This window comes from Rhizorhapis suberifaciens (genome assembly GCF_014200045.1).
In the GTDB taxonomy this organism is placed as follows: Bacteria; Pseudomonadota; Alphaproteobacteria; order Sphingomonadales; family Sphingomonadaceae; genus Rhizorhapis; species Rhizorhapis suberifaciens.
On sequence record NZ_JACHOV010000009.1, the window covers coordinates 70,372 to 90,295 of the forward strand.

Below are 19,924 nucleotides of genomic sequence, written 5' to 3' on the forward strand. Positions count from 1 at the left end.
ATGAACCAGGACGACATCCAGCTTATCTTCCTTCAGGAATGCGATGAAGGTTTGGCCAGCGCCGAAACCGGCCTGATCGCCTGCCAGTCAAACGCGCAGGATAGCGATGCGATCAACAGCATCTTCCGCGCAGTGCATTCCATCAAGGGCGGCGCCGGGGCCTTCGGTTTTACAGCGCTTCAGCATTATACGCACAAGTTCGAAACCGTACTGGCTCAGGTCCGTGACGGTGACCGGCCGCTGACGCCCGAACTCCTGACCGTATTGTTCAAGTCTTTCGATATTCTCACGGACCATGTGAACGCGATCAAGGGCGATTGCGAAACGCCTGACGATGCGGACATGAGCCGTCAGCTGGAAGAAATAGCGGAATCGGTGGGCGCACCGGCAGATATGGCGGAGGAAAGTGCCGAGGTTCCCGTCGAGCTCGCCTTGCCGGAAATCACAGGTCTGGATTTCGACCTCGACGGCCTGCTTAATTCGCTGGATCAGCCCGAAACCGCTGCGGAAGTGGAAGTCGCCGAAGCGGCGACGGACAAGGAGTGGCTGGTCATCGTTCGCCCGTTGCCCGCTGCCATGATGAACGGCAGCGAACCGCTGCTGCTACTGCGCGGGCTGGTGGATATTGGCGCGCGCTGCGTTCACGTGGATGTCGATGATATACCGGATCTGGATGCATTCGACGCGGAAGCAACCTATCTGGAATGGCACTATCGCGTTCCCTCTAGTGTCGCCCGCAGCGACGTCGCGGACATTTTCGATTTTATCGGCCCGGCTGTGGAACTTCGTATCGAAGAAGTCGATGCCGAGCCCATCGTTGAAGAGCCGGAATTCGTAACGATGGTCCTTTCGGATCCGGAACCGGTTGCCGCCGCGGTGGATACCTCGACAGCTTCCGCGCCTGCGATCGAGGCTTCCGCCGCAATAAGCGCGCCGAAGGAAGAGATGCCGATATCGGGATCCGCTTCCGCCGCGCCTCCGCCGCCTTCGAACAAGGCCGGTCAAACCATTCGCGTTGACCTCGAAAAGCTGGACCGGTTGGTGAACACCGTGGGCGAGCTTGTGATCACGCAGGCCATGCTGGCGCAGCAGCTCTCCATCCAGGGAATGACCCAGATCGCCGAAGTTGCCGATCTCGATCATTTGACGCGCGAGCTTCAGGATTGCGCCATGTCGATCCGTGCGCAGCCAATCCGGTCGGTATTCAGTCGGGTGCCTCGTATCGTGCGGGAACTGGAATCTGAAACTGGGAAACGGGTGCGGCTGGACGTGGACGGCGAGGGCACCGAGCTCGACAAGACTGTTGTCGAACGCATTGGAGAGCCACTGACCCACCTTATCCGCAACGCTATCGACCATGGCCTTGAAACGCCCGAGGAACGCATTGCCGCAGGTAAGCCTGCCGAAGGTGTGGTGCGGTTAAGCGCGGAGCATCGCGGTGGACGCATCCTTATCTGCGTTTCGGACGATGGGCGCGGCATCAATCGCGAGCGCGTCTTTGCGAAAGCGGCTGAACGTGGGCTGATTGCACCTGACGCCCAGCTATCCGACGAGGAAATCGACAACCTCATCTTTGCGCCCGGTTTTTCAACGGCGCAGGTCGTCTCCAACATCTCCGGGCGCGGCGTCGGGATGGATGTGGTTCGGCAGAATGTGCAGGCGCTCGGCGGCCGCATCAGCATCTCATCGCGCCCTGGTCATGGCAGCACCTTCACGCTTGCCCTGCCGCTGACTCTGGCCATTGCTGACGGCATGATCGTTGGCGTCGGCGACCAGACGCTCGTGGTGCCGCTTACGCACATCGTTGAAAGCTTGCGGCCCAGCCAGCAAGAGGTGCGGCGCTTGGGCGGTGGCAAGTTCATGCTGAACGTTCGTGGCCAGTTCCTACCAGTGCAACATGTCGGCAGCCGTCTGGGGATAGAAGGCGCTGCGACCGATCCCACAGAAGCGGTGCTGATAGTCGTCGAATCGGAAACGGCCGGTCACTCGGTACTGATGGTCGACGCCATCAAGGACCAGCGTCAGGTCGTCATCAAGAGCCTGGAAACCAACTTCCAGCAGATTGGCGGCGTCGCGGGCGCGACCATATTGGGGGATGGCCGGGTGGCGCTCATCCTGGACGTTGAAAGCGTCGTTGCGGCAGAACTTGGCCGTTCAAGGCTTGCCGAGGCGGCATGAACGCACTGTCCGCCAAGAGCGCGTTCGAGGGCGCAGTCGATTTCGATTATAGCCAGGAAGATTTCCGGGCTCTGTCGAAACTCGTCTATGCCGACGCCGGCATCGTCATGCCAGAGGGCAAGGCAATGCTCATCTATTCGCGCCTCACCAAGTTTCTGCGGGAGAGGGGTTGCAGGACCTTTGCCGAATATATCGGGATATTGAATTCGGATGCGGAAGAGCGGCGGCGCACGATCAATGCGCTGACCACTAATCACACGAAATTTTTCCGTGAGAACCATCATTTCGAACACTTCGCTCGACAGGTCCGGCCGGGGCTCATCAAACGCGCCTTGGCGGGGGGGCGGGTGCGGATGTGGTCGGCGGGCTGCTCAAGCGGGGAAGAAGTTTATTCCCTGATCATGACGCTGCTCGGAGAAGACAAGGCGTTGGCTCAGCGTATCGCCGCCACCGACATTGCCATTTTGGCGAGTGACCTTGCCGATCATGTCATAGCGGCCGGAAAGGCGGCGACGTACCCGGCCCATGTAGCAGATGAGATGCCGCCGCGCCTCCGGCAGAACTGGGTAAATGCCGACGGTCCTAATATTGTCATGTCCGACATGGTCCGAAGCCTCGTGCGCTTCCGTCAGCTAAATTTCATGGGCGATTGGCCGTTAAAAGGGATGTTCGACATCATCTTCTGCCGGAACGTCATGATCTATTTCGATGAACCCACCAAGGCAAAGCTTCTGGACCGCCTGTGCGCGGCACTGGAGCCAGGCGGCTATCTCTACATCGGTCATAGCGAACGACTGGTAGGACCAGCGGCCGAGCTTTGCGAGCCGGTCGGGCCGACCACATACAGAAAGATTGAGAGATGACTGTCAGAGCCCTCGTAGTCGACGACTCCCCAACGATGCGGGCGCTGCTGAGCGCAAGCCTGAACCGCGATCCCGATATCGAGGTCGTCGGCATGGCTTCGAACGCACTTGAGGGCAGACAGCTGATCAAGGATCTGGATCCCGATGTCGTCACTCTGGACATAGAGATGCCGGGCATGAGCGGTCTGGAATTTCTGGAAAAGATCATGACTCTTCGGCCTACGCCGGTGGTGGTGATATCGGGCCTTACTCATAAAGGCGCCGAAACGACCATGCGCGCCCTGGAGCTTGGAGCGGTCGATTGTTACGCCAAGCCGCAAGGGCCGTTCAACGACAATGAGCTTTCCTACATCGTCCGGCATGCTGCCCGCAGCAAGATCCGCCGGCTGGAGCCCCGGCAGCAAGTCGCGCGGGTGCAGACCGAATTCCGTCCCAACGGCAATATCGTGGCGATCGGATCCTCCACGGGCGGCGTCGAGGCGCTGATCCAGTTGCTTCAGGGGTGGCCGGTCAATTGCCCGCCAACCCTTATAGTCCAGCATATCGGCTCCAGCTTTTCAGGGGCTCTCGCCTCCCGCCTCGACGCTCATTGTGCGGCAAGGGTCAGCCTGGCCCAAGCCGATCAATTTCTGGAGAACGGCCATGTCTATATCGCGCCTGGCAATAGTCACCTGACGGTGCATTCGGCTCAGCGGCCCTATTGCCGCCTGATCGATTCCGATCCGGTCAGCGGTCACCGGCCCAGCGTGGACATGCTGTTCACCTCGGTTGCAAAGGTGTTGGGCTCCCGTGCTGTTGGGGTCATCCTGACGGGGATGGGTAGCGATGGTGCTCGAGGCCTGTTGGAAATGCGTAACTCAGGTTGTGAAACCTTCGCGCAGGATAAGGACAGCTGCGTTGTCTACGGCATGCCCCGCGCCGCTGTGGAGATGGGCGCGGCCAACCATGTCCTTCCTCTTGGGAACCTGGCGGGGAGGATCATTGAAAAATGTCATTCATGACCACGGTTCGGCCAGCCAGCAGCGGCCATACGGAAAAACGGATCAACGTCATCCAGGGCACGACGCAGGTGACCAGCGATCCTGCCGTGGTCCTGACGACGGTGCTTGGCAGCTGCGTTGCCGCCTGTCTGTTCGACGGTTTGGCGGGAGTAGGTGGCATGAACCATTTTTTGCTATCCGAACCTCGCGGCGGGGACCTTGCCTTCGGGGAACAGTCGGAACGCTACGGGGCCTATGCCATGGAACTGCTGATCAACGAAATGTTGAAAGCAGGCGCCTCCCGCAGCCGCATCAAGGCGCACCTCTATGGCGGAGCCAATATGCGTGCGGGGATGCAGGAAATCGGCTCAGCCAATTCAAAATTTGCGATAAATTTCCTTGCTCGCGACGGTATCCCGCTGACCTTCAGCAATTTGGGCGGCAATGCGGCCAGGCGGGTCGATTTCCGGGCGGTGAAAGGTCAGGCCAGGTGCCGTGTCCTTGCCGAGGAAGTACCGGTCGAAACCCGGCCTATCATCACTCAAGCTGCGTCCGTGGGCGACGTCGAGCTGTTCTGACAAATGGAGTAACCCATGACTGCCGTAACGAAAATACTGACGGTCGATGACAGCCCCAGCATGCGGATGCTGCTGCGCATCGCCCTTACCGAACATGGTTATGAAGTGGCCGAGGCTGAGGATGGCGTTGCCGCGCTCGATTGGTTGAAGGCCAATACGCCCGACATGATCATCACCGATATCAACATGCCGCGGATGGACGGCTTTGGCCTGATAGACGCTGTCCGTTCCGACGGACGCCACCGCGACCGCCCGATACTGGTCCTGTCCACGGAAAGCTCTGAAGACAAGAAAGCACGGGCTCGCGCCGCCGGCGCTACCGGTTGGATCGTAAAGCCATTCGACCCGGTCAAGCTGGCTGCCGCCGTCCGCCGCGTCTGTCATTAATGCAAAGTGCGAAAAGCTAGGGGATAATCAATGTCCAACCAACTCATCACCTTCCAGATTGGCGAACAGTTTTTGGGCGTCGACATCATGGCCATTCGCGAGATTCGGGCATGGTCGCCCAGCACGCTCCTACCGCACGTTCCGGACTATGTGCGCGGCGTCATCAACCTGCGCGGAAATGTCCTGCCGGTCATCGATCTTGCAGCGCGCCTTGGCTGGGGCCTGACAGAGCCCACCGGCCGCCACGTCATTATCGTGGTTCGCATCGCCGAGCAACTTCATGGCCTAATTGTCGACGCCGTTAACGACATCGTTACCGTCAACGAGGATGCAATGCAGGCACCGCCCAGCCTCAGCACCGACAGCGCGTCGGCATTCCTGAAGGGGCTGGTGGCTGTGGAGGACCGGATGGTGATGGTGTTGTCGCTCGATAATCTCGCGGCGGAAACGCGGCACATGATCACCGCCGAAGCCGCCTGATCGAAAATTGAATTGTTCGCGCCGAACGATAGGGGAAAGCTGAAATGAGTACACGGGTTCTGGTCGTCGATGATTCTATCACCATGCGCGCGCTTTTCACCGATGTGCTTGAGCGGACGAGCGGGATCAATGTTGTCGGCGCCGCAGCGAATGCTGATGAGGCCAGAGACATGATTTCAGAGCTAAAGCCCGATGTGCTGACGCTGGATGTCGAAATGCCCGGTAAGAGCGGCCTTGAGTTCCTGGAAGAGCTGATGGAAAGCAACCCCATGCCGGTGGTGATGCTTTCGACCTTGACTCAGAAGGGGGCGCAGACCTCTTTCAAGGCGCTGGAGCTTGGCGCCGTTGATTGCTTCCCCAAGCCCCAGCAGGCGACACCTGCAGAATTCGACAAGATTGTCGACAAGCTCGGAAAGCTGGTCATCGCGGCGGCCAGTGGCAAGGTGAAGGCCAAGGCGGTGAAGGAAGCCGCTCCCGTCGCCTCGATTTCCGAGCGTGCCTATAAATGGAACGGCGCGCTGGTAGCGATGAGCGCATCAACCGGCGGCGTAGAGGCCATAGCGGAATTACTGGCGTCTTTCCCACCCAACTGCCCGCCAACCATTGTGCTGCAGCAGATGGAAGCTGGCTTTGCTGAGCCATTCACCGCCAAGCTGAATGAAAAGATCAAACCCAATGTAGTGGTGGCAAGCGATGGGCTTAAGCTTGAACAAGGCACAGTCTACATCGTTGCCGATCCCGCGAAACATGCTGTAATCGACCGCTGGCCCGATGCCTCGATCCGTTTGCTTGGAAATGATCCGGTACAGGGGTTCCGGCCTTCTGCTGACCTCCTGTTTGCTACGATCGCAAAGACCGCAGGAACAAACGCGGTCGGCATGATACTGACCGGCATGGGTCGAGATGGGGCCAACGGTCTGAAGGCCTTGCGTGGCGCTGGAGGCAAGACCTTTGCCCAGGACAAGGACAGCTGCATGGTCTACGAAGCGCCTGCCGCCGCTGTAGCCCAGGGTGCAGTAGGGCAGCAGCTTCCGCTCGACGGGCTTGCGGCCGCCGCGCTGAGCGCCGCCGGGACGCTGGCCAAGGCCGCCTGACCATGAAACATGACGGCGACATATCCGCCGCTGCCGACGCAGCGGCCGACCATCTTGCAGTAATGAACGCCATCGCGGCGGAGCTTGAAGCAGCGCGGCACAGCATGGAACAGCTGGGGCTTGCCCTGTGCCTGGACCCCCACTTGGCACAGGCCCATCTGCCTGCACTTCAAAGCCTTGATGAGTTGGGCCAACGCCAAACCTGCCTCGCGCAAATTCTAAGATCGTCCGATATGGCGGGCGCGGTAAAGCAGATCCCGCTCGATGCATTGCGTGACCGCATGATGGGGCATTTGGCGAAATACGGTCTCGGCTGATCAAACGAAGGCAGGCCGTGCCCACCGCGTTAGCGCGATACGAAGCCCAGCTTGACAATACTAATGGCTTTAGGCCGGTAAAACATACTCGATTAGCCTAAGCTGATCGAATGATCTGTTACTTCACATAGCGACTCATGGATTAAGCTTCGTTACGCCTTTGATCCTATCCTTTTGTTAAGCAGATCCATTAATATGCACTATAACTAACGTTATAGCTAAAATCCTTTCCATCTATACCATGAGATATAGCATTTTTAACTTTGTGAAGAAAAATCCACGAAATCCGCTCGTTAACCCTAATTAGAGATGACTCTCTCCAGTTAATGGAATATTAGGGAAATGTAATTGGTTGCATGGGGCGCTGACCAATTTCGCTTTTTATGCGAAGCGTCGGGGGGGCCTGGCACTTCTCACAAGCTGGATTGAGTGGAGGGATCGAAGAGGTCGTAGACTGTCTTCGGCCGACCATTACTGACAGGCTGTGTGCCGTGTTCAGGGATAGTCGCCCGTTCCTACCGCAGTTCGAGCTTGTCGCTTCGCGAACTGAGGGGTGGGAAAATGGACATTGATCGCGATAATGGCCGTACGGCTGATGATCGGTTGTCGCCGCAATATGCTGCGACCGCTGAAGTGCAAGCGCTAGCGGCCGCCCAGGCTGGCCAGTTGCCGCCGCCGGCAAACGCGCAGGCCGTGTCCGCTCTTGCGGGGCCTGTAGCACTGCCGGAGGGGGTGAGCCTTGACCAGATCAGGGTTTCCGGACGCGATCTTATTGTCACTTTGCCCGATGGCACGCAGATGGTGATACTCGATGGTGCGATATTCGTGCCTCAGCTCGTCATCGACGGCGTTCAAATCCCTCCCGCCAACATCGCTGCACTGCTGATCGGGAACGAACCGCAGCCGGCGGCAGGATCCCCCCAAAGTTCGGGTGGCAACTTCGTGGCTGCCGAGGGCGACATCGGCGATCCCTTCAATCTTGGCGACTTGCTTCCCCCAACCGAACTTTCATTTCCGCCCTTCGAGCAGCAGGAGATTTTTCCTGCGGCGCCCGAGGATGAGGACGACGATCAGCCAGTCGACATCATAACCATTCCTGGGCCTGGTGAGCCTGGCACCGTAGTGGACGAAGCTGGTCTTGGCATTGACGATCGCGACGGCGAAACGCCTGGGTCCAATGAGCCTGCGAATGTGGAAACAACACAAGGCGTCATGACCTACACGGCCCCTGACGGCCCAGCGACGGTCAGCATCAATAACGTCGTTGTTACCCAGGTTGGGCAGACCATCCAGGGCCAGCACGGCATCTTGACCATCACCTCCATCGCGGACGGGCAGATCGGTTACAGCTATGCGGTGACCGATAACGGCTCGGGCGACAATGTCACCGACAGCTTTGCCGTGACCGTGACCGATGTCGACGGTGACACGGATAGCGGGACGCTGACCATCACGATCGTTGATGACGTGCCGCAAGCGCTGAACGACATCGACAGCGTGACCGAAGATGGTCCGCTGGTTGCAGACGGGAATGTCTTCACCGGCTCTGGAGGCGAAGACGCTAACGGAAGTGACGGGGTCGCTGATACCCCCGGCGCAGACGGCGCAACGGTCACTGCCATATCCTTCGGGCAAACCGGCGGCACGATCGGTTCGCCTGTTCCAGGCGCTTATGGCACTCTGACGCTCAACACTGACGGTAGCTATGTTTACACGCTGAATGCGGAAAATGGGGTAGTCCAGGGTCTGGACTCGACTGAAAGCCTGACGGAGCAGTTCAGCTATACGATTACCGACGGCGATGGTGATATGTCCAGCGCGACGCTGACGATCACGATTGCAGGATCGGACGACGGCGTCAGGATCGGTGGTCTTGACGGCCAAGGTGCAGAGGAAATTCTGTTCGAAGCCAATCTTGGCGATGGTTCGTCGCCTGATGCGGCGGCGTTGACGCAAACCGGCACTTTTACGCTGAATGCTGTTGATGGCGTTTCGACCATAAGCATTAATGGTCAGACAATCTTTACCGGGGACACTTTTACTGCTGGCGCGCCCATCAGCAACGCCTATGGATCGCTCACCATTACCGGCTTCACGCCCGTGATGGGCTCCGACGGCGATGTGATCGGCGGCACTGTCAGCTACAGCTATGTGCTGAACGACAATATGTTGCTCCACACTGGCGGCAATGGCGGAAGCCTGACCCAAAGCTATACGGTCGTTGTGACCGACACCGACGGGTCGTCCGATACGGCCAGCCTGGACGTGCAGGTGGTCGATGACGTGCCGACCGCCGCCGCAAATTCAAACACTGTGGACGAAGGCGCGACGCTTGAGGTGGACGCTGCCTCCGGCGTCCTGTCGAACGATACGGATGGCGCAGATGGTTTCGCCGGTGGGGACGGCGTCGTCGGCGTGCGCGCAGCGGGAGACGACACTACCAGCGAGATCGCTGGCAATGTTGGCTCGGCCATTGAGGGGCTTTATGGCACGCTGACGCTGCACGCCGACGGAAGCTACATCTATGTGTCGAACCCCAATGTCGTGCCGCCTGCCGGTGCGTCGGACGTGTTCGTCTATACCATTGAGGATGGCGACGGGGATCATTCTACTGCGACCTTGACCATCGACATTGCCGATGCAGGGCTTGCCGCCCGCACGGACAGCATCACTGTGGACGAAGCTGCGCTCGATAGCGTTGGCAGCAATTCCGGCAGCGATGGCGAGACTGCAACCGGCACCCTGACTGATAATGTCAGCGGCGGCGCCGGGCCGTTTACCTTTGCCTTGACTGGGAATGGCGCGGGCAGCTTTGGAACCCTGACGCTCAATCCAAATGGCAGCTACAGCTATACGCTGACCAGCCCTGTTGACGGGATCACCGCCGATGATGGCGCTTTGCCGCTCAACGGTGCCGAGAGCTTCGAATATGAAGTGACGGACGCCAACGGTAACACCACGACCAGCACGATCACGATCAATATCGTTGATGACGTACCCACAGCTTTTGCCGAACAGAGCCAAAGCGTTGCCGAAGACGCCGATGCAGCGATCGGCGGCAATGTGCTCGACAATGACGTGAGGGGCGCGGATGGGGCCAGCCTGACGTCGGTGACGATCGATGGCACCACCACCAATGTGGCGGCCATCGGGACGACTCCGGTCACCACTTCCCTAGGAACCTACACCTTCACGGCCAACGGGAACTGGACCTTCGCTCCTGTTTCCAACCAGGCCAATGCAGCCGGGATCGACGCTTCCTTCAGCTACACCATCACCGATGGGGACGGGGATACGTCCTCGGCGCAGCAGCCGATCACGGTGCTCGACGGCGCTGAGCCGCAAGTGGGCAAGCCGGTCACCTTGACGCTTGACGATCAGAATCTCAGCGACGGTTCGACGCCCGCAGGAGCGGACAGCGCGACGGGAACGGTGACGTTCCTGCCAGGTTCGGACGCTATTGCGTCAATTGCTTTTGCGGCTGATGTAAGCAGCCTTGGCGGGAACCTGGATTGGACGCGAGTCTCCGACACGCAGATCGTCGGCAAGGATGGCGGAACGATCGTCGTCACGCTCGATCTGGTCCGCGTCGGCGACACCGGCCAGGTGACCGCGACGCTGAACAATAATTACGATTCCCACCCGGGCATCAATGCCGACGACCTGCAAACGCTCGGTTCGGTTGGTGTTGTAGCGACCGACACCGACGGCGATACCGCAACGGGTGCCGTCAATGTCGAAGTGTCGGATGATCTGCCTGTCGTTACGGCGTCCCAACCGGGTGAGGACGCGATGACCGTTGATGAAACGGACCTCGGCAGCAACGACACGGCCGATTTCGGATCACTGTTTGCCATCGACTATAATGCCGATGGCCCAGCTGCGGCGAACCCGGTGGTTTATACCCTTGGCGTTGTGTCTGCGGGAGTGAATTCCGGTCTGGTCGATAGCGCTACGGGTTCAGATGTTCTGCTGCGTCTCACCGCGGGAGGTGTCGTCGAAGGCTATGTAGCGACCCAGCCAAGCCTCGTGGTGTTCACGGTTTCCGTCGATGGCGCAGGCATTGTGACCCTGGATCAGCAGCGCGCCATCTTCCATTCGCCCGATAGCGGCGCGGATCAGCCCGCGTTTTTGACGGCGGACAACATCCTTACATTGACAGCGACGGTCGAAGACGCTGACGGGGATACGGACAGCGCGACGATTTCCATCGGCAACGCACTGCGTTTCGAAGATGATGGTCCTTCCATCGATGCTTCGGTCGTGGATGCTGACACGGTGCTGCTGACAACGCAGGACGTTCAGACCATTGGTGGTTTGAGCGACACGGCTGTATCCACCGCGAACTTTAGCGGCGCTTTCGGCCTCGTAGCTTCCGACCATGGCGCGGACGGCGCTGGGTCGACGGCATGGAACTACTCGCTGAACCTGACCGGCGTGCTTGCAGCGGGCCTTTCCAGCAATGGCGCGGCGATCAATCTGTTTGTGAATGGCGGCGTCGTGTTTGGTTCCACGGCGGCAACGCTCGGTGATGTAGATCCTGCAAACACGATCTTCACCCTTGGTGTGGATAGCGGCACCGGCGTCGTTACCCTGACGCAGTTCGCCGAAATCGATCACTTGCCCAATGGCGATACCGCCGCGCCCTATGACGATCAGTTCGCAACGCTGGCATCGGGCCTGGTGCAGCTCGTCGGCATCGCGACGATCACCGACAAGGACGGCGATACGGCGTCGGAGACCGTGGCCCTCGATCTGGGCGGTAACGTCCAGTTCGCGGACGATGGTCCTTCCATCAGCGCCGCAGGCGCGATCCCGACCCTAACCGTCGATGAAAGCGCGCTCTCAGTCGATGCGAACGCCAGCTTCGTCAATGTCTTCGAATCTGACTTCGGGGCCGATGGTGCAGGCAAGATCGTCTACACCCTTGGCATCAATGCCGGTGCGACCGGATTGGTAGATAGCCTTACCGGCCAGGCAGTCGTGCTGAGCCTGGAAGGCGAGCAGGTCATTGGCCGCGCAGGAGTGAATGGAGAAATCGTGTTCGCCCTGACCGAGGATGGGGCCGGCGGTGTCTATCTGGATCAGAAGCGTGCCGTTGCGCATGACATCGATGGCTCTGCGTCCGCAGCGCATGATGATCCCAAGTCGCTTCTGGCGGCGAACCTCATCACGTTGACGGCAACCATCACGGACGGCGATGGCGACCAGGCATCGGCAACGATCGACCTGGGCGACAAGTTGACGTTCAAGGATGACGGTCCTTCGGCATCATCCAATGCAGTCGTTCAACTCGATGACGATGTATTGGCGAACGGCAATGACGGCGGCACGGGCGATGACCCGGATGCTGCGAACACCAGCGGTACGCTAGGCCATGGGTTTGGCGCGGATGGCGGATCGATAGCTTTCCTGACGTCGGGAGCGCCTTCGGGCTTCAGCTACGAATTGTCGGGCTCCAACCTGTTGGTGAAGCAGGGCGGGACGACGGTGTTGACCGTGACTCTCAATGCCGCGACCGGCGACTATGTCGTCACGCAAAATGCCCCGATTCTGCATGATTCAGCGCAGAACGAGAATAACCAGACATTCGTCCTTAACTATCAGGTCACCGATGGCGATGGCGACACGGCCGCCGGAACGCTGAGCATCAATGTTGATGACGATATCCCTATCGCAACGAACGATCTGGCGTTCGTTGTCGAAGGCGGGCCGCTTTCGACCGGCAATGTCCTCGACAATGACCAGCCCGGAGCGGACGGGCCGCTGGTCGTGTCGAGCGTGAGCGGGGGAAGCCTTGGTGCGCCGATCGTCGGCAGTTACGGAACGCTGACGCTCAACGCTGATGGCAGCTACAAATACACGCCAAACGCCTCGGTGCCTACCAACTCGGTCGACAACTTCACCTATCTGGTGGTCGACAAGGACGGCGACACCAAGCCTGCATTGCTGAGTTTCGTCTTCAAGGGTGACGCAAATACCCCCAATGGGGGCAACGTGTCCGTGACGGTCGACGACGAAGGCCTCAGCGGCGGCAACAGCGGCGGCACGGGGGATTATACCGGCGTTCCCAATGAAGCAGTCGTCTCGGGCAATCTCGGCTTTTCCTACGGCGGGGACGGCGCGGCGGGCAGCGGGGCATTCGCTTTCGCCAATGGCAGCGTGACAGTCGGCACAGAAACGGTCAATTATGTCTGGAACGCGGGCACGAACACGCTGACCGCAACAGGTCCGCGCGGCATATTGTTCACCGTCACCGTGAACCCTGCCAATGGTGACTACACCGTGACGCTGGTCGACAATGTCCTGCACACGGTGGGCGGCAATGAAAACGACGCGGGGCCAATCGCACTGAATTATGCGCTGTTGGACAGCGATGGTTCGCCGGCCAATGGCGTGCTCAACATCAGCTTCGATGACGATACGCCTAACGCTTACAATATTGCTCCAGAGGTGGCGAGCGGCGTCAACACCGGCACCGATTACACCGACGCCGGCAATCTCCTCCATTTGCCCAGCATTGGCGCGGATGGTCTCGGTACCTTGACCTTCAATGTCACGAACGGCACTCAGGCGATGGGCTTGGATGGGAAGGCTCTGACCTTTGAGGGGCAGAACATCTATTATACGGTGAATTCCGACGATCCGAGCATTTTGGAAGCGCGTACCAGCGCGACGCCAGGGGCAGGGACGCTCATTTTCAAGATTGATCTTGATCAGCCCAGCGGCACCTATGCCTTTTCGCAATATGAACAGATATCGATCCTCTCGACGCAGAACATTACCAGCCTGTCCTCCGTTGGGGGCGGCAATGTCACAGCCAAGGCGATCGACGTTCCCAGCTCCCCCTATGACCTGGTTCTAAGCACCCAAGCAGGAAACACTGTAAACACCAACTCTACTCAAATCGGTGTCGGCAGCGGCCAGAGCATGGACTCTGGCGAACATATTCGCATCGATTTTGTCAAAGACTCATTCGTGACGGGCAGCGGTGGCAATGCCGAATTGCATTTCGGCGAATATTACACCGCGAACAGCTATCGGCAGGACGTGAGTGGCCTTTCGGGTCCGCAGCGTGCCGATTTCGTAGTGCGGGCGGTAACCGTTAGTGAGGCTTCACCCAGCACGACTACGGAAGCCGATGGCGACAAGGTCTTTTATGGTGACGGCAACGACTCTTTCCTGAGTTCCGCTGTCACCAGTATTGAGATCTACAATGCGGCAGGAACGCTGGTTGCTCCAGCAAATTACAGCGGGCTGGGAATTTCCGTGACCGCTGTGGCGAATGGCTGGCAGATACTGAACCTTCCTAATAACTATGATTTCAAGATCATATCCTCGACGCCCTTCAACGCCGTTCAGGTCGAAGCGCTGGCAGGAACAGACACGTTCAAGCTGGGCTTCATCAGCATCGAGGCTTTTGTGGTCGGCGGCACGAGTTTCAGCGTTCCCATCAGCTTGACCGACGCTGACGGCGATACTGTGTCCAATAGCATCGCAGTCAATTTGAGCGCTCCCGTCGCTCCCGTTGCTATCGATCTTGACCATGACGGCGTGGAATATCTCGCTCTCTCGGCCGGGGTTACTCACGACTATGGCTCGGGCGAGGTCAACACCGCCTGGGTTGCACCTGACGACGGGTTGTTGGCTCACGCAATCGGTGAGGCCTATGACGTGGTCTTCACCGATGACGCGGCGGGGGCCACCACTGACCTCGATGGCATCCGCCTTGCTTATGACAGCAATAATGACGGTTTCCTGACCGCGGATGACGCTGAATTCTCCAGCTTTGGAGTCTGGCAGGACGCCAACAGCAACGGTGTAGTCGATGCGGGCGAATTTCATTCGCTGACAGACCTTGGCATCACCAGCGTGGGTCTTGTCTCTGATGGCCAGAGCAATATGGCGGCCAATGGCGATGTCCTGGTGCACGGTGAGGCGACATACACAATCAATGGTGAGACCGGCGCTGTCGCCGACGTGGCGTTTGCCACGACCAGCACGCCGACCGCCACTCAACTCGACGAAAGGACGCTCCTTAACACCGGACTAAATCAGGCCCTGGTCGCGGCCAGCCTGATCGCAACCGTCGAACAAGCCGCAGCCGACAGTTCCGACACGACCCCGAGCGATGCGGTCGAGCAGGACTCGACGGTGGCGGCGCCTGTGGTCGAGACGAGCGCGCCGACGGTCACATCCGACGAATCAGTGCCGGAGAGCAGCCTTTTGGACGATCCCGCCAGTGATCATTCCGTCAGCACGCCGGCCGCCGAAACACATCAGGCCCAGTCTGAAGGGGACGAGAGCAGCCTCAGCTCGCTGCAAGACACGTCGAGCGTTGAGGACAGTTCCGCGCCGGTTCAGGACGATCATGCGGTGACGGCCGATGCTCCGCCGCCGCCAATGCCGGTGGATCTGACGCCTATGATGATGGCTGCAATGCAAGTGGCCGAGGGCGAGCAGCCAGTGGATTTGCCAAAGGCTCTTCCCGCTATCCTTGCGGACGCTCTGGCGGGCGGAACGGCCGATGGTCCGGATATTGATGCTCTGCTGAACGCACTGCCGCAGGCAGAGCCGGTAGGCGGCGCCACTCCCGCTGCGCCCGCGACGGAAGCAATTCACGACTTCGCGTTGGCGGCTCCCGCCTTCCACTTTGACCTTGCGATGATGAGCCATGACGCCGTCGCCGCCACCACGCATGCATGACGATTAGCATTTTGAACTGACGATGATTGGGGGAAAATAATGAGGATGAAGCTGCTAAGCATAGCAGCCATGACAGTGACGCCACTGTTCATGGCTGCACCCGCCGCTCATGCGGTTACACGGTCGCCGCTCCTTGACCTGGGCAAGGCCGAACTTAAGGGCGAGGTGCAGACTCGTTATGACGCGGCGGTAACGGCTAGCAAGACTGACGACGTGCGTCGTTCGGACGATGCCAGATTCACTTGGGCGTCGGAGGCAAAGGCACAGTGCGGCATCGCGCTGGGGTTCCTCAAATCGGGCACAGTGGATGAAGACAGCGTCAATCGCTGCGATGCTTCCTCTGCGCGCCTTACCGCTCCGCCGGCTGCTCCTTCCATGCCTGCCGCGCCTACGGCGTCGGCCGATTGCCCGCCGGATATGAAGGCCCTGGTCTTCTTTGACTGGAACCTCGACACCCCGCTTCCCGAAGCCGGAGCTACGATCAGCCAGCTCGCGGGCCTGCGGACATCATGTGGATGGACCAGTTTCAAGGTCATCGGCCACACCGATAAGTCGGGCGCCGACATTTACAACAACGGCCTTTCGATGCGTCGCGCAGCCAATGTGGCGGCCATCATGGGTCAGGCGGGCATTGCCTCTGGCGATGTTACCACTGAAGCGCTCGGCGAAAGCCAGTCCTTGGTGGAAACCGCTGACGGGGTACGCGAAGCCCAAAACCGCCGCGTGGAAATCGTCGCCGTCACAGGCGGTCAGGTAATGGGAGGGCAATAAGATGACTGTCAGCAAAAAGCACAAATGGCTCATGGCGGTCCCTGGCGCTCTGATTTTGAGCGCCACGGTCGCCCATGCCGAGCCGGTGGATCTGAAGACCGCCGTACAGGCCGCCGTCGATTCCCATCCGGAGATCAGCCAGGCCATCCAGAACAAGGAAGCCATTGAGTTCGAGCGCGATCAGGCGCAGGGGCTATTCCTGCCTCGCATCTCGGTCGAAGGTTCGGCCGGTGTCCGTCGACTGGAAAACCGCACCCGCCGCGCGCTTAACCTTGAGGACGAGTCGCTCTATCCGTTGGAAGCCAGCGTTTTTGGCGAACAGCTGCTCTTCGACTCCGGTTCACGCAGCGCAGAACTCAAGCGCCAGGCAGCGCGCACCGATGGAGCCGCGCTGAGGGTCGAGGAACGGTCGGAGTTCATCGCGCTCAATGTCACCCGTCAGTATCTCGACTATATGCTTCAACAGCGGATCGTTGCGGCGGCAGAAGATAATGTCACCTTCCACCAGTTGCTGACCAATGATCTGAGCGAAGGCGTCAAGTCTGGGTCGATCAGCATTGCAGATCAGCAGCAGGCTGAGGAACGGCTCCAGGCCGCCAAGATTCGCCGCACGGAAGCGCAGGAAGACCTGAACAACGCTGCGATTTCATTCATGACGTTGACGGGTATTTCGATCAGCGAAGTCGCGGTGCCCGAATCGCCGCGCGCTGCGCTGCCGCCGACGGTTGCCGATGCAGTCGCTGCCGCACGTGATCGCAATCCCAAGGTGCGCGAGGCTCAGGCGGACGTGGATGCCGCCTATCAGGTGGTGAACAAGGCAGAGGCCGAACTTGGTCCCCGTGTCTCGCTTGAAGGACGAGGCCGCGTCGGTGAGGATCTGGACGGTTTTCGCGGCACCACCAATGACCTGCAGGCTCGTGTTGTCCTTACCTGGGACCTCTATAATGGCGGAATCAACCGTGCCAAGGTCCAGGAAATGACACGTCGCGCCAGTGAGGCCCGGTTCCGCCTGCACCAATTGACTCGTGAAGCCGAAGAAGAAGTAAGACAGGCCTGGAACCGCTGGCAGATCGAGGGCGTACGCCTGACGGATCTTGAACAGCAGAGCAAGGTGTCGGACGACCTGCTGCTTTCCTATCGGGAGCAGTTCAACGTTGGCCGCCGCTCGCTGCTCGATGTTCTGGACTCCCAGAATACGCGCTTCAATGCACAGGTGCGGACAGAAACGTCGCGTCTCGCGCAACTTTTTGCCGAATATCAGATACTCGCCGCAACGGATAATTTGATGGCAACATTGGGCGTCACGCCGCCAACGGGCGTCAAGACCTATGCTCGCGAACGGTTCGACGTTCCTGATACGGAACCTGCTGAACTGCATCGTCGGCGTTATCCGCGCTAACGGCAGGCAAATCGGAGAAGCAAGATGAAGTTGGGGGAGTGGGCCGATCAGGAACATCGCGGCAATGACGATGTTCTGGACTGCCTTGCGCATATCGCGACGCTGTATGATCGGCCTTCTTCGCCCACCATCATCCAGGCGGGATTGTCTCTGACGGAAGACGGAAGACTGCCCTTCCACCAGGCAGAGGCGGCGCTGGATCAGCTTGGGCTAGGCTGCGATCCTGTCGTTCGTCCTCTTGCCAAGTGGCGCAAAAAGCATGTTCCTGCCGTCCTGAAGTTGACGAATGGGCGGGCTGCGGTGTTGCTCGATATCGAGGGCGAGGACGTCAAGCTCTTCGTCCCCGGCCGCGATGAAACGCTGTGGGCGAGCCGGGAATCCCTGACCGGGATATTCGACGGTCACGCAGTGGCGGTTTGGCCCGACCATCGAAAGGAACGCGCTACCGAGCTTGCCTGGGACCAGCAGGTAAAGAAGCACTGGTTCTGGCAGGAGGTATGGCGCGTCCGCAAATCATTTGGGTTCGTCGTCGCGGCTGCCACAATCATCAACCTGCTGGCCTTTGCTTTGCCGCTGTTCACGATGAATGTCTATGACCGGATTATTCCCAACAAGGCGGTCTCCAGCCTTTGGGTATTGGCCATCGGCGTCATGCTCGCTTTTTCGATGGATTTCGCGCTCCGCATTGCGCGGGCAAGACTGATCGACGAGACGGGCCGCAAGCTTGATGCGCGCTTGTCGCAAAAGCTATTCGAAAAGCTGCTGAACATCCCGCTGGCCTCGCGCAAGGGGAGCACCGGCGCGTTTGTGCGGCGCGTGTCCGAATTTGAGCAGGTGCGGGATTTCTTTGCTTCAACGACGGTGGTGCTGGTCGTCGACCTTGCCTTCCTGTTCGTCTTCCTGGCGCTGATCACGCTGATAGCCGGCTGGCTCGCCGTGGTCCCGCTTCTGGCCATGGCTATCATGGCGACGGCGGGCTTTTCCCTTCAAAAAGCCATGGGCAAAGCGGCTCTGGAGGCGCAAGCCGACGCCGGGCTTCAGCACACCGCGCTGGTAGAGGCAGTCAGCGGCCTTGAAACCCTGAAAGCCTGTCGCGCCGAAGGACGGATGTTGGGACGCTGGCAGCGCTATTCCGAAATGAGCGCGCAAACGCAGGAAAAGCTGCGTCGCCTGACGGCTATCAGCGTCAACCTTGCCTCGCTCTGCCAGCAGACGACAAGCATCAGCCTGATTATCGGCGGCTTTTACCTCTTCAATGCCGGCATCATTTCCATGGGCGCCATCATTGCAGTCGTCATGCTCGCTGGTCGCTCGCTAGCTCCCGTGGGTCAATTCGCCTTCCTTTTCACGCGCGCGCGTCAGGCCTTTACGACGCTTGAAGGCCTGCAGGGCATGATGGAAATGGATGATGAGCGTCAGGCTGGCGCCCGCAGCATTCTTCCCGAAATACGCAATGGCGACATTGCCATGGAGCATGCCTGCTTCAGCTATCCCGAAAGCTCTCTGCCGGCGCTGAACGACGTTTCGCTTCATATCAATCATGGGGAGCGGATCGGTATCATCGGTCGCGTGGCCTCGGGCAAGTCGACCTTGGGCCGAATGCTCTGCGGCCTTTATCAGCCGACCGAGGGCGCGATCCGCATTGATGGGCTCGACAGCCGTCAATATCATGCCCATGAAGTCCGCTCGGCCTTTCGCTTCGTGGGCCAGGATGCGGTGCTGTTTAGCGGCACGATCCGCGAAAACCTGATGCTGGGCGCTCAGGAAGCCGACGAGCGTCGGTTGGTGGAGGCGCTCACCAAATCGGGCGCGAACTACTTCTTCGCTGGGGACGCGGGCGGCTTTGACATGCAGGTCGGCGAGCGTGGCTCCAGGCTGTCTGGCGGTCAGCGCAGCTTTCTCGTCCTCGCTCGCGCATTGGTCGAACCCTCTCGCCTGCTATTCCTGGACGAGCCGACCGGCGCGATGGACAGCGGCACGGAGCAGATGTTTATCGATCACCTCAAAAAAGCACTGACGCCACAACAGACCCTTGTCGTCTCGACCCATCGCAATGCGATGCTCTCGCTGGTCGACCGCCTGATCGTGATCGACAAGGGCCGCATCGTAGCCGATGGCCCCAAGGACAAGATCCTGTCGTCCTTGGCCGGCAAGGCACTGGGAGGCTGACA

At 59.5% G+C, this 19,924-nt stretch carries 12 protein-coding genes; all 12 read left to right on the forward strand.

Features of this window, described 5'->3' with window-relative positions:
* On the forward strand, positions 1-2,178 hold the full coding sequence (locus HNQ99_RS12060; RefSeq protein ID WP_184475912.1) for a chemotaxis protein CheA: 2,178 nt from the start codon (positions 1-3) through the stop codon (positions 2,176-2,178).
* Complete coding sequence (locus HNQ99_RS12065; protein ID WP_184475913.1) at positions 2,175-3,041, forward strand: CheR family methyltransferase; 867 nt, start codon at positions 2,175-2,177, stop codon at positions 3,039-3,041. The genes HNQ99_RS12060 and HNQ99_RS12065 overlap by 4 nt, the downstream gene beginning before the upstream one ends.
* Positions 3,038-4,042: a protein-glutamate methylesterase/protein-glutamine glutaminase gene (locus HNQ99_RS12070; protein ID WP_184475914.1), complete on the forward strand. Its 1,005-nt coding sequence runs from the start codon at positions 3,038-3,040 to the stop codon at positions 4,040-4,042. The genes HNQ99_RS12065 and HNQ99_RS12070 overlap by 4 nt, the downstream gene beginning before the upstream one ends.
* Entirely contained in the window at positions 4,039-4,599 is a 561-nt protein-coding gene (locus HNQ99_RS12075) for a chemotaxis protein CheD (protein ID WP_184476016.1), read from the forward strand. Before HNQ99_RS12070 ends, HNQ99_RS12075 begins: the two co-directional genes overlap by 4 nt.
* 15 nt (positions 4,600-4,614) lie before the next feature.
* Positions 4,615-4,986, forward strand: coding sequence for a response regulator (locus tag HNQ99_RS12080; protein ID WP_184475915.1), 372 nt, complete (start codon positions 4,615-4,617; stop codon positions 4,984-4,986).
* 30 nt (positions 4,987-5,016) lie between these two features.
* Positions 5,017-5,466 (forward strand): chemotaxis protein CheW, encoded by a 450-nt coding sequence (locus HNQ99_RS12085; RefSeq protein ID WP_184475916.1) that lies wholly within the window; start codon positions 5,017-5,019, stop codon positions 5,464-5,466.
* Between the two features lie 44 nt (positions 5,467-5,510).
* Positions 5,511-6,560, forward strand: a complete 1,050-nt coding sequence (gene cheB, locus HNQ99_RS12090; RefSeq protein WP_184475917.1) for a chemotaxis-specific protein-glutamate methyltransferase CheB — start codon at positions 5,511-5,513, stop codon at positions 6,558-6,560.
* Between the two features lie 2 nt (positions 6,561-6,562).
* Positions 6,563-6,877, forward strand: a complete 315-nt coding sequence (locus tag HNQ99_RS12095; protein ID WP_184475918.1) for a hypothetical protein — start codon at positions 6,563-6,565, stop codon at positions 6,875-6,877.
* A 561-nt stretch (positions 6,878-7,438) separates the two neighbouring features.
* Complete coding sequence (locus HNQ99_RS12100; RefSeq protein ID WP_184475919.1) at positions 7,439-15,583, forward strand: DUF5801 repeats-in-toxin domain-containing protein; 8,145 nt, start codon at positions 7,439-7,441, stop codon at positions 15,581-15,583.
* A 45-nt stretch (positions 15,584-15,628) separates the two neighbouring features.
* On the forward strand, positions 15,629-16,354 hold the full coding sequence (locus HNQ99_RS12105) for an OmpA family protein (protein WP_246414924.1): 726 nt from the start codon (positions 15,629-15,631) through the stop codon (positions 16,352-16,354).
* A 1-nt stretch (position 16,355) separates the two neighbouring features.
* Complete coding sequence (locus tag HNQ99_RS12110) at positions 16,356-17,753, forward strand: TolC family protein (protein ID WP_184475921.1); 1,398 nt, start codon at positions 16,356-16,358, stop codon at positions 17,751-17,753.
* A gap of 24 nt (positions 17,754-17,777) precedes the next feature.
* Complete coding sequence (locus HNQ99_RS12115; RefSeq protein ID WP_184475922.1) at positions 17,778-19,922, forward strand: type I secretion system permease/ATPase; 2,145 nt, start codon at positions 17,778-17,780, stop codon at positions 19,920-19,922.
* Positions 19,923-19,924: the final 2 nt, after the last annotated feature.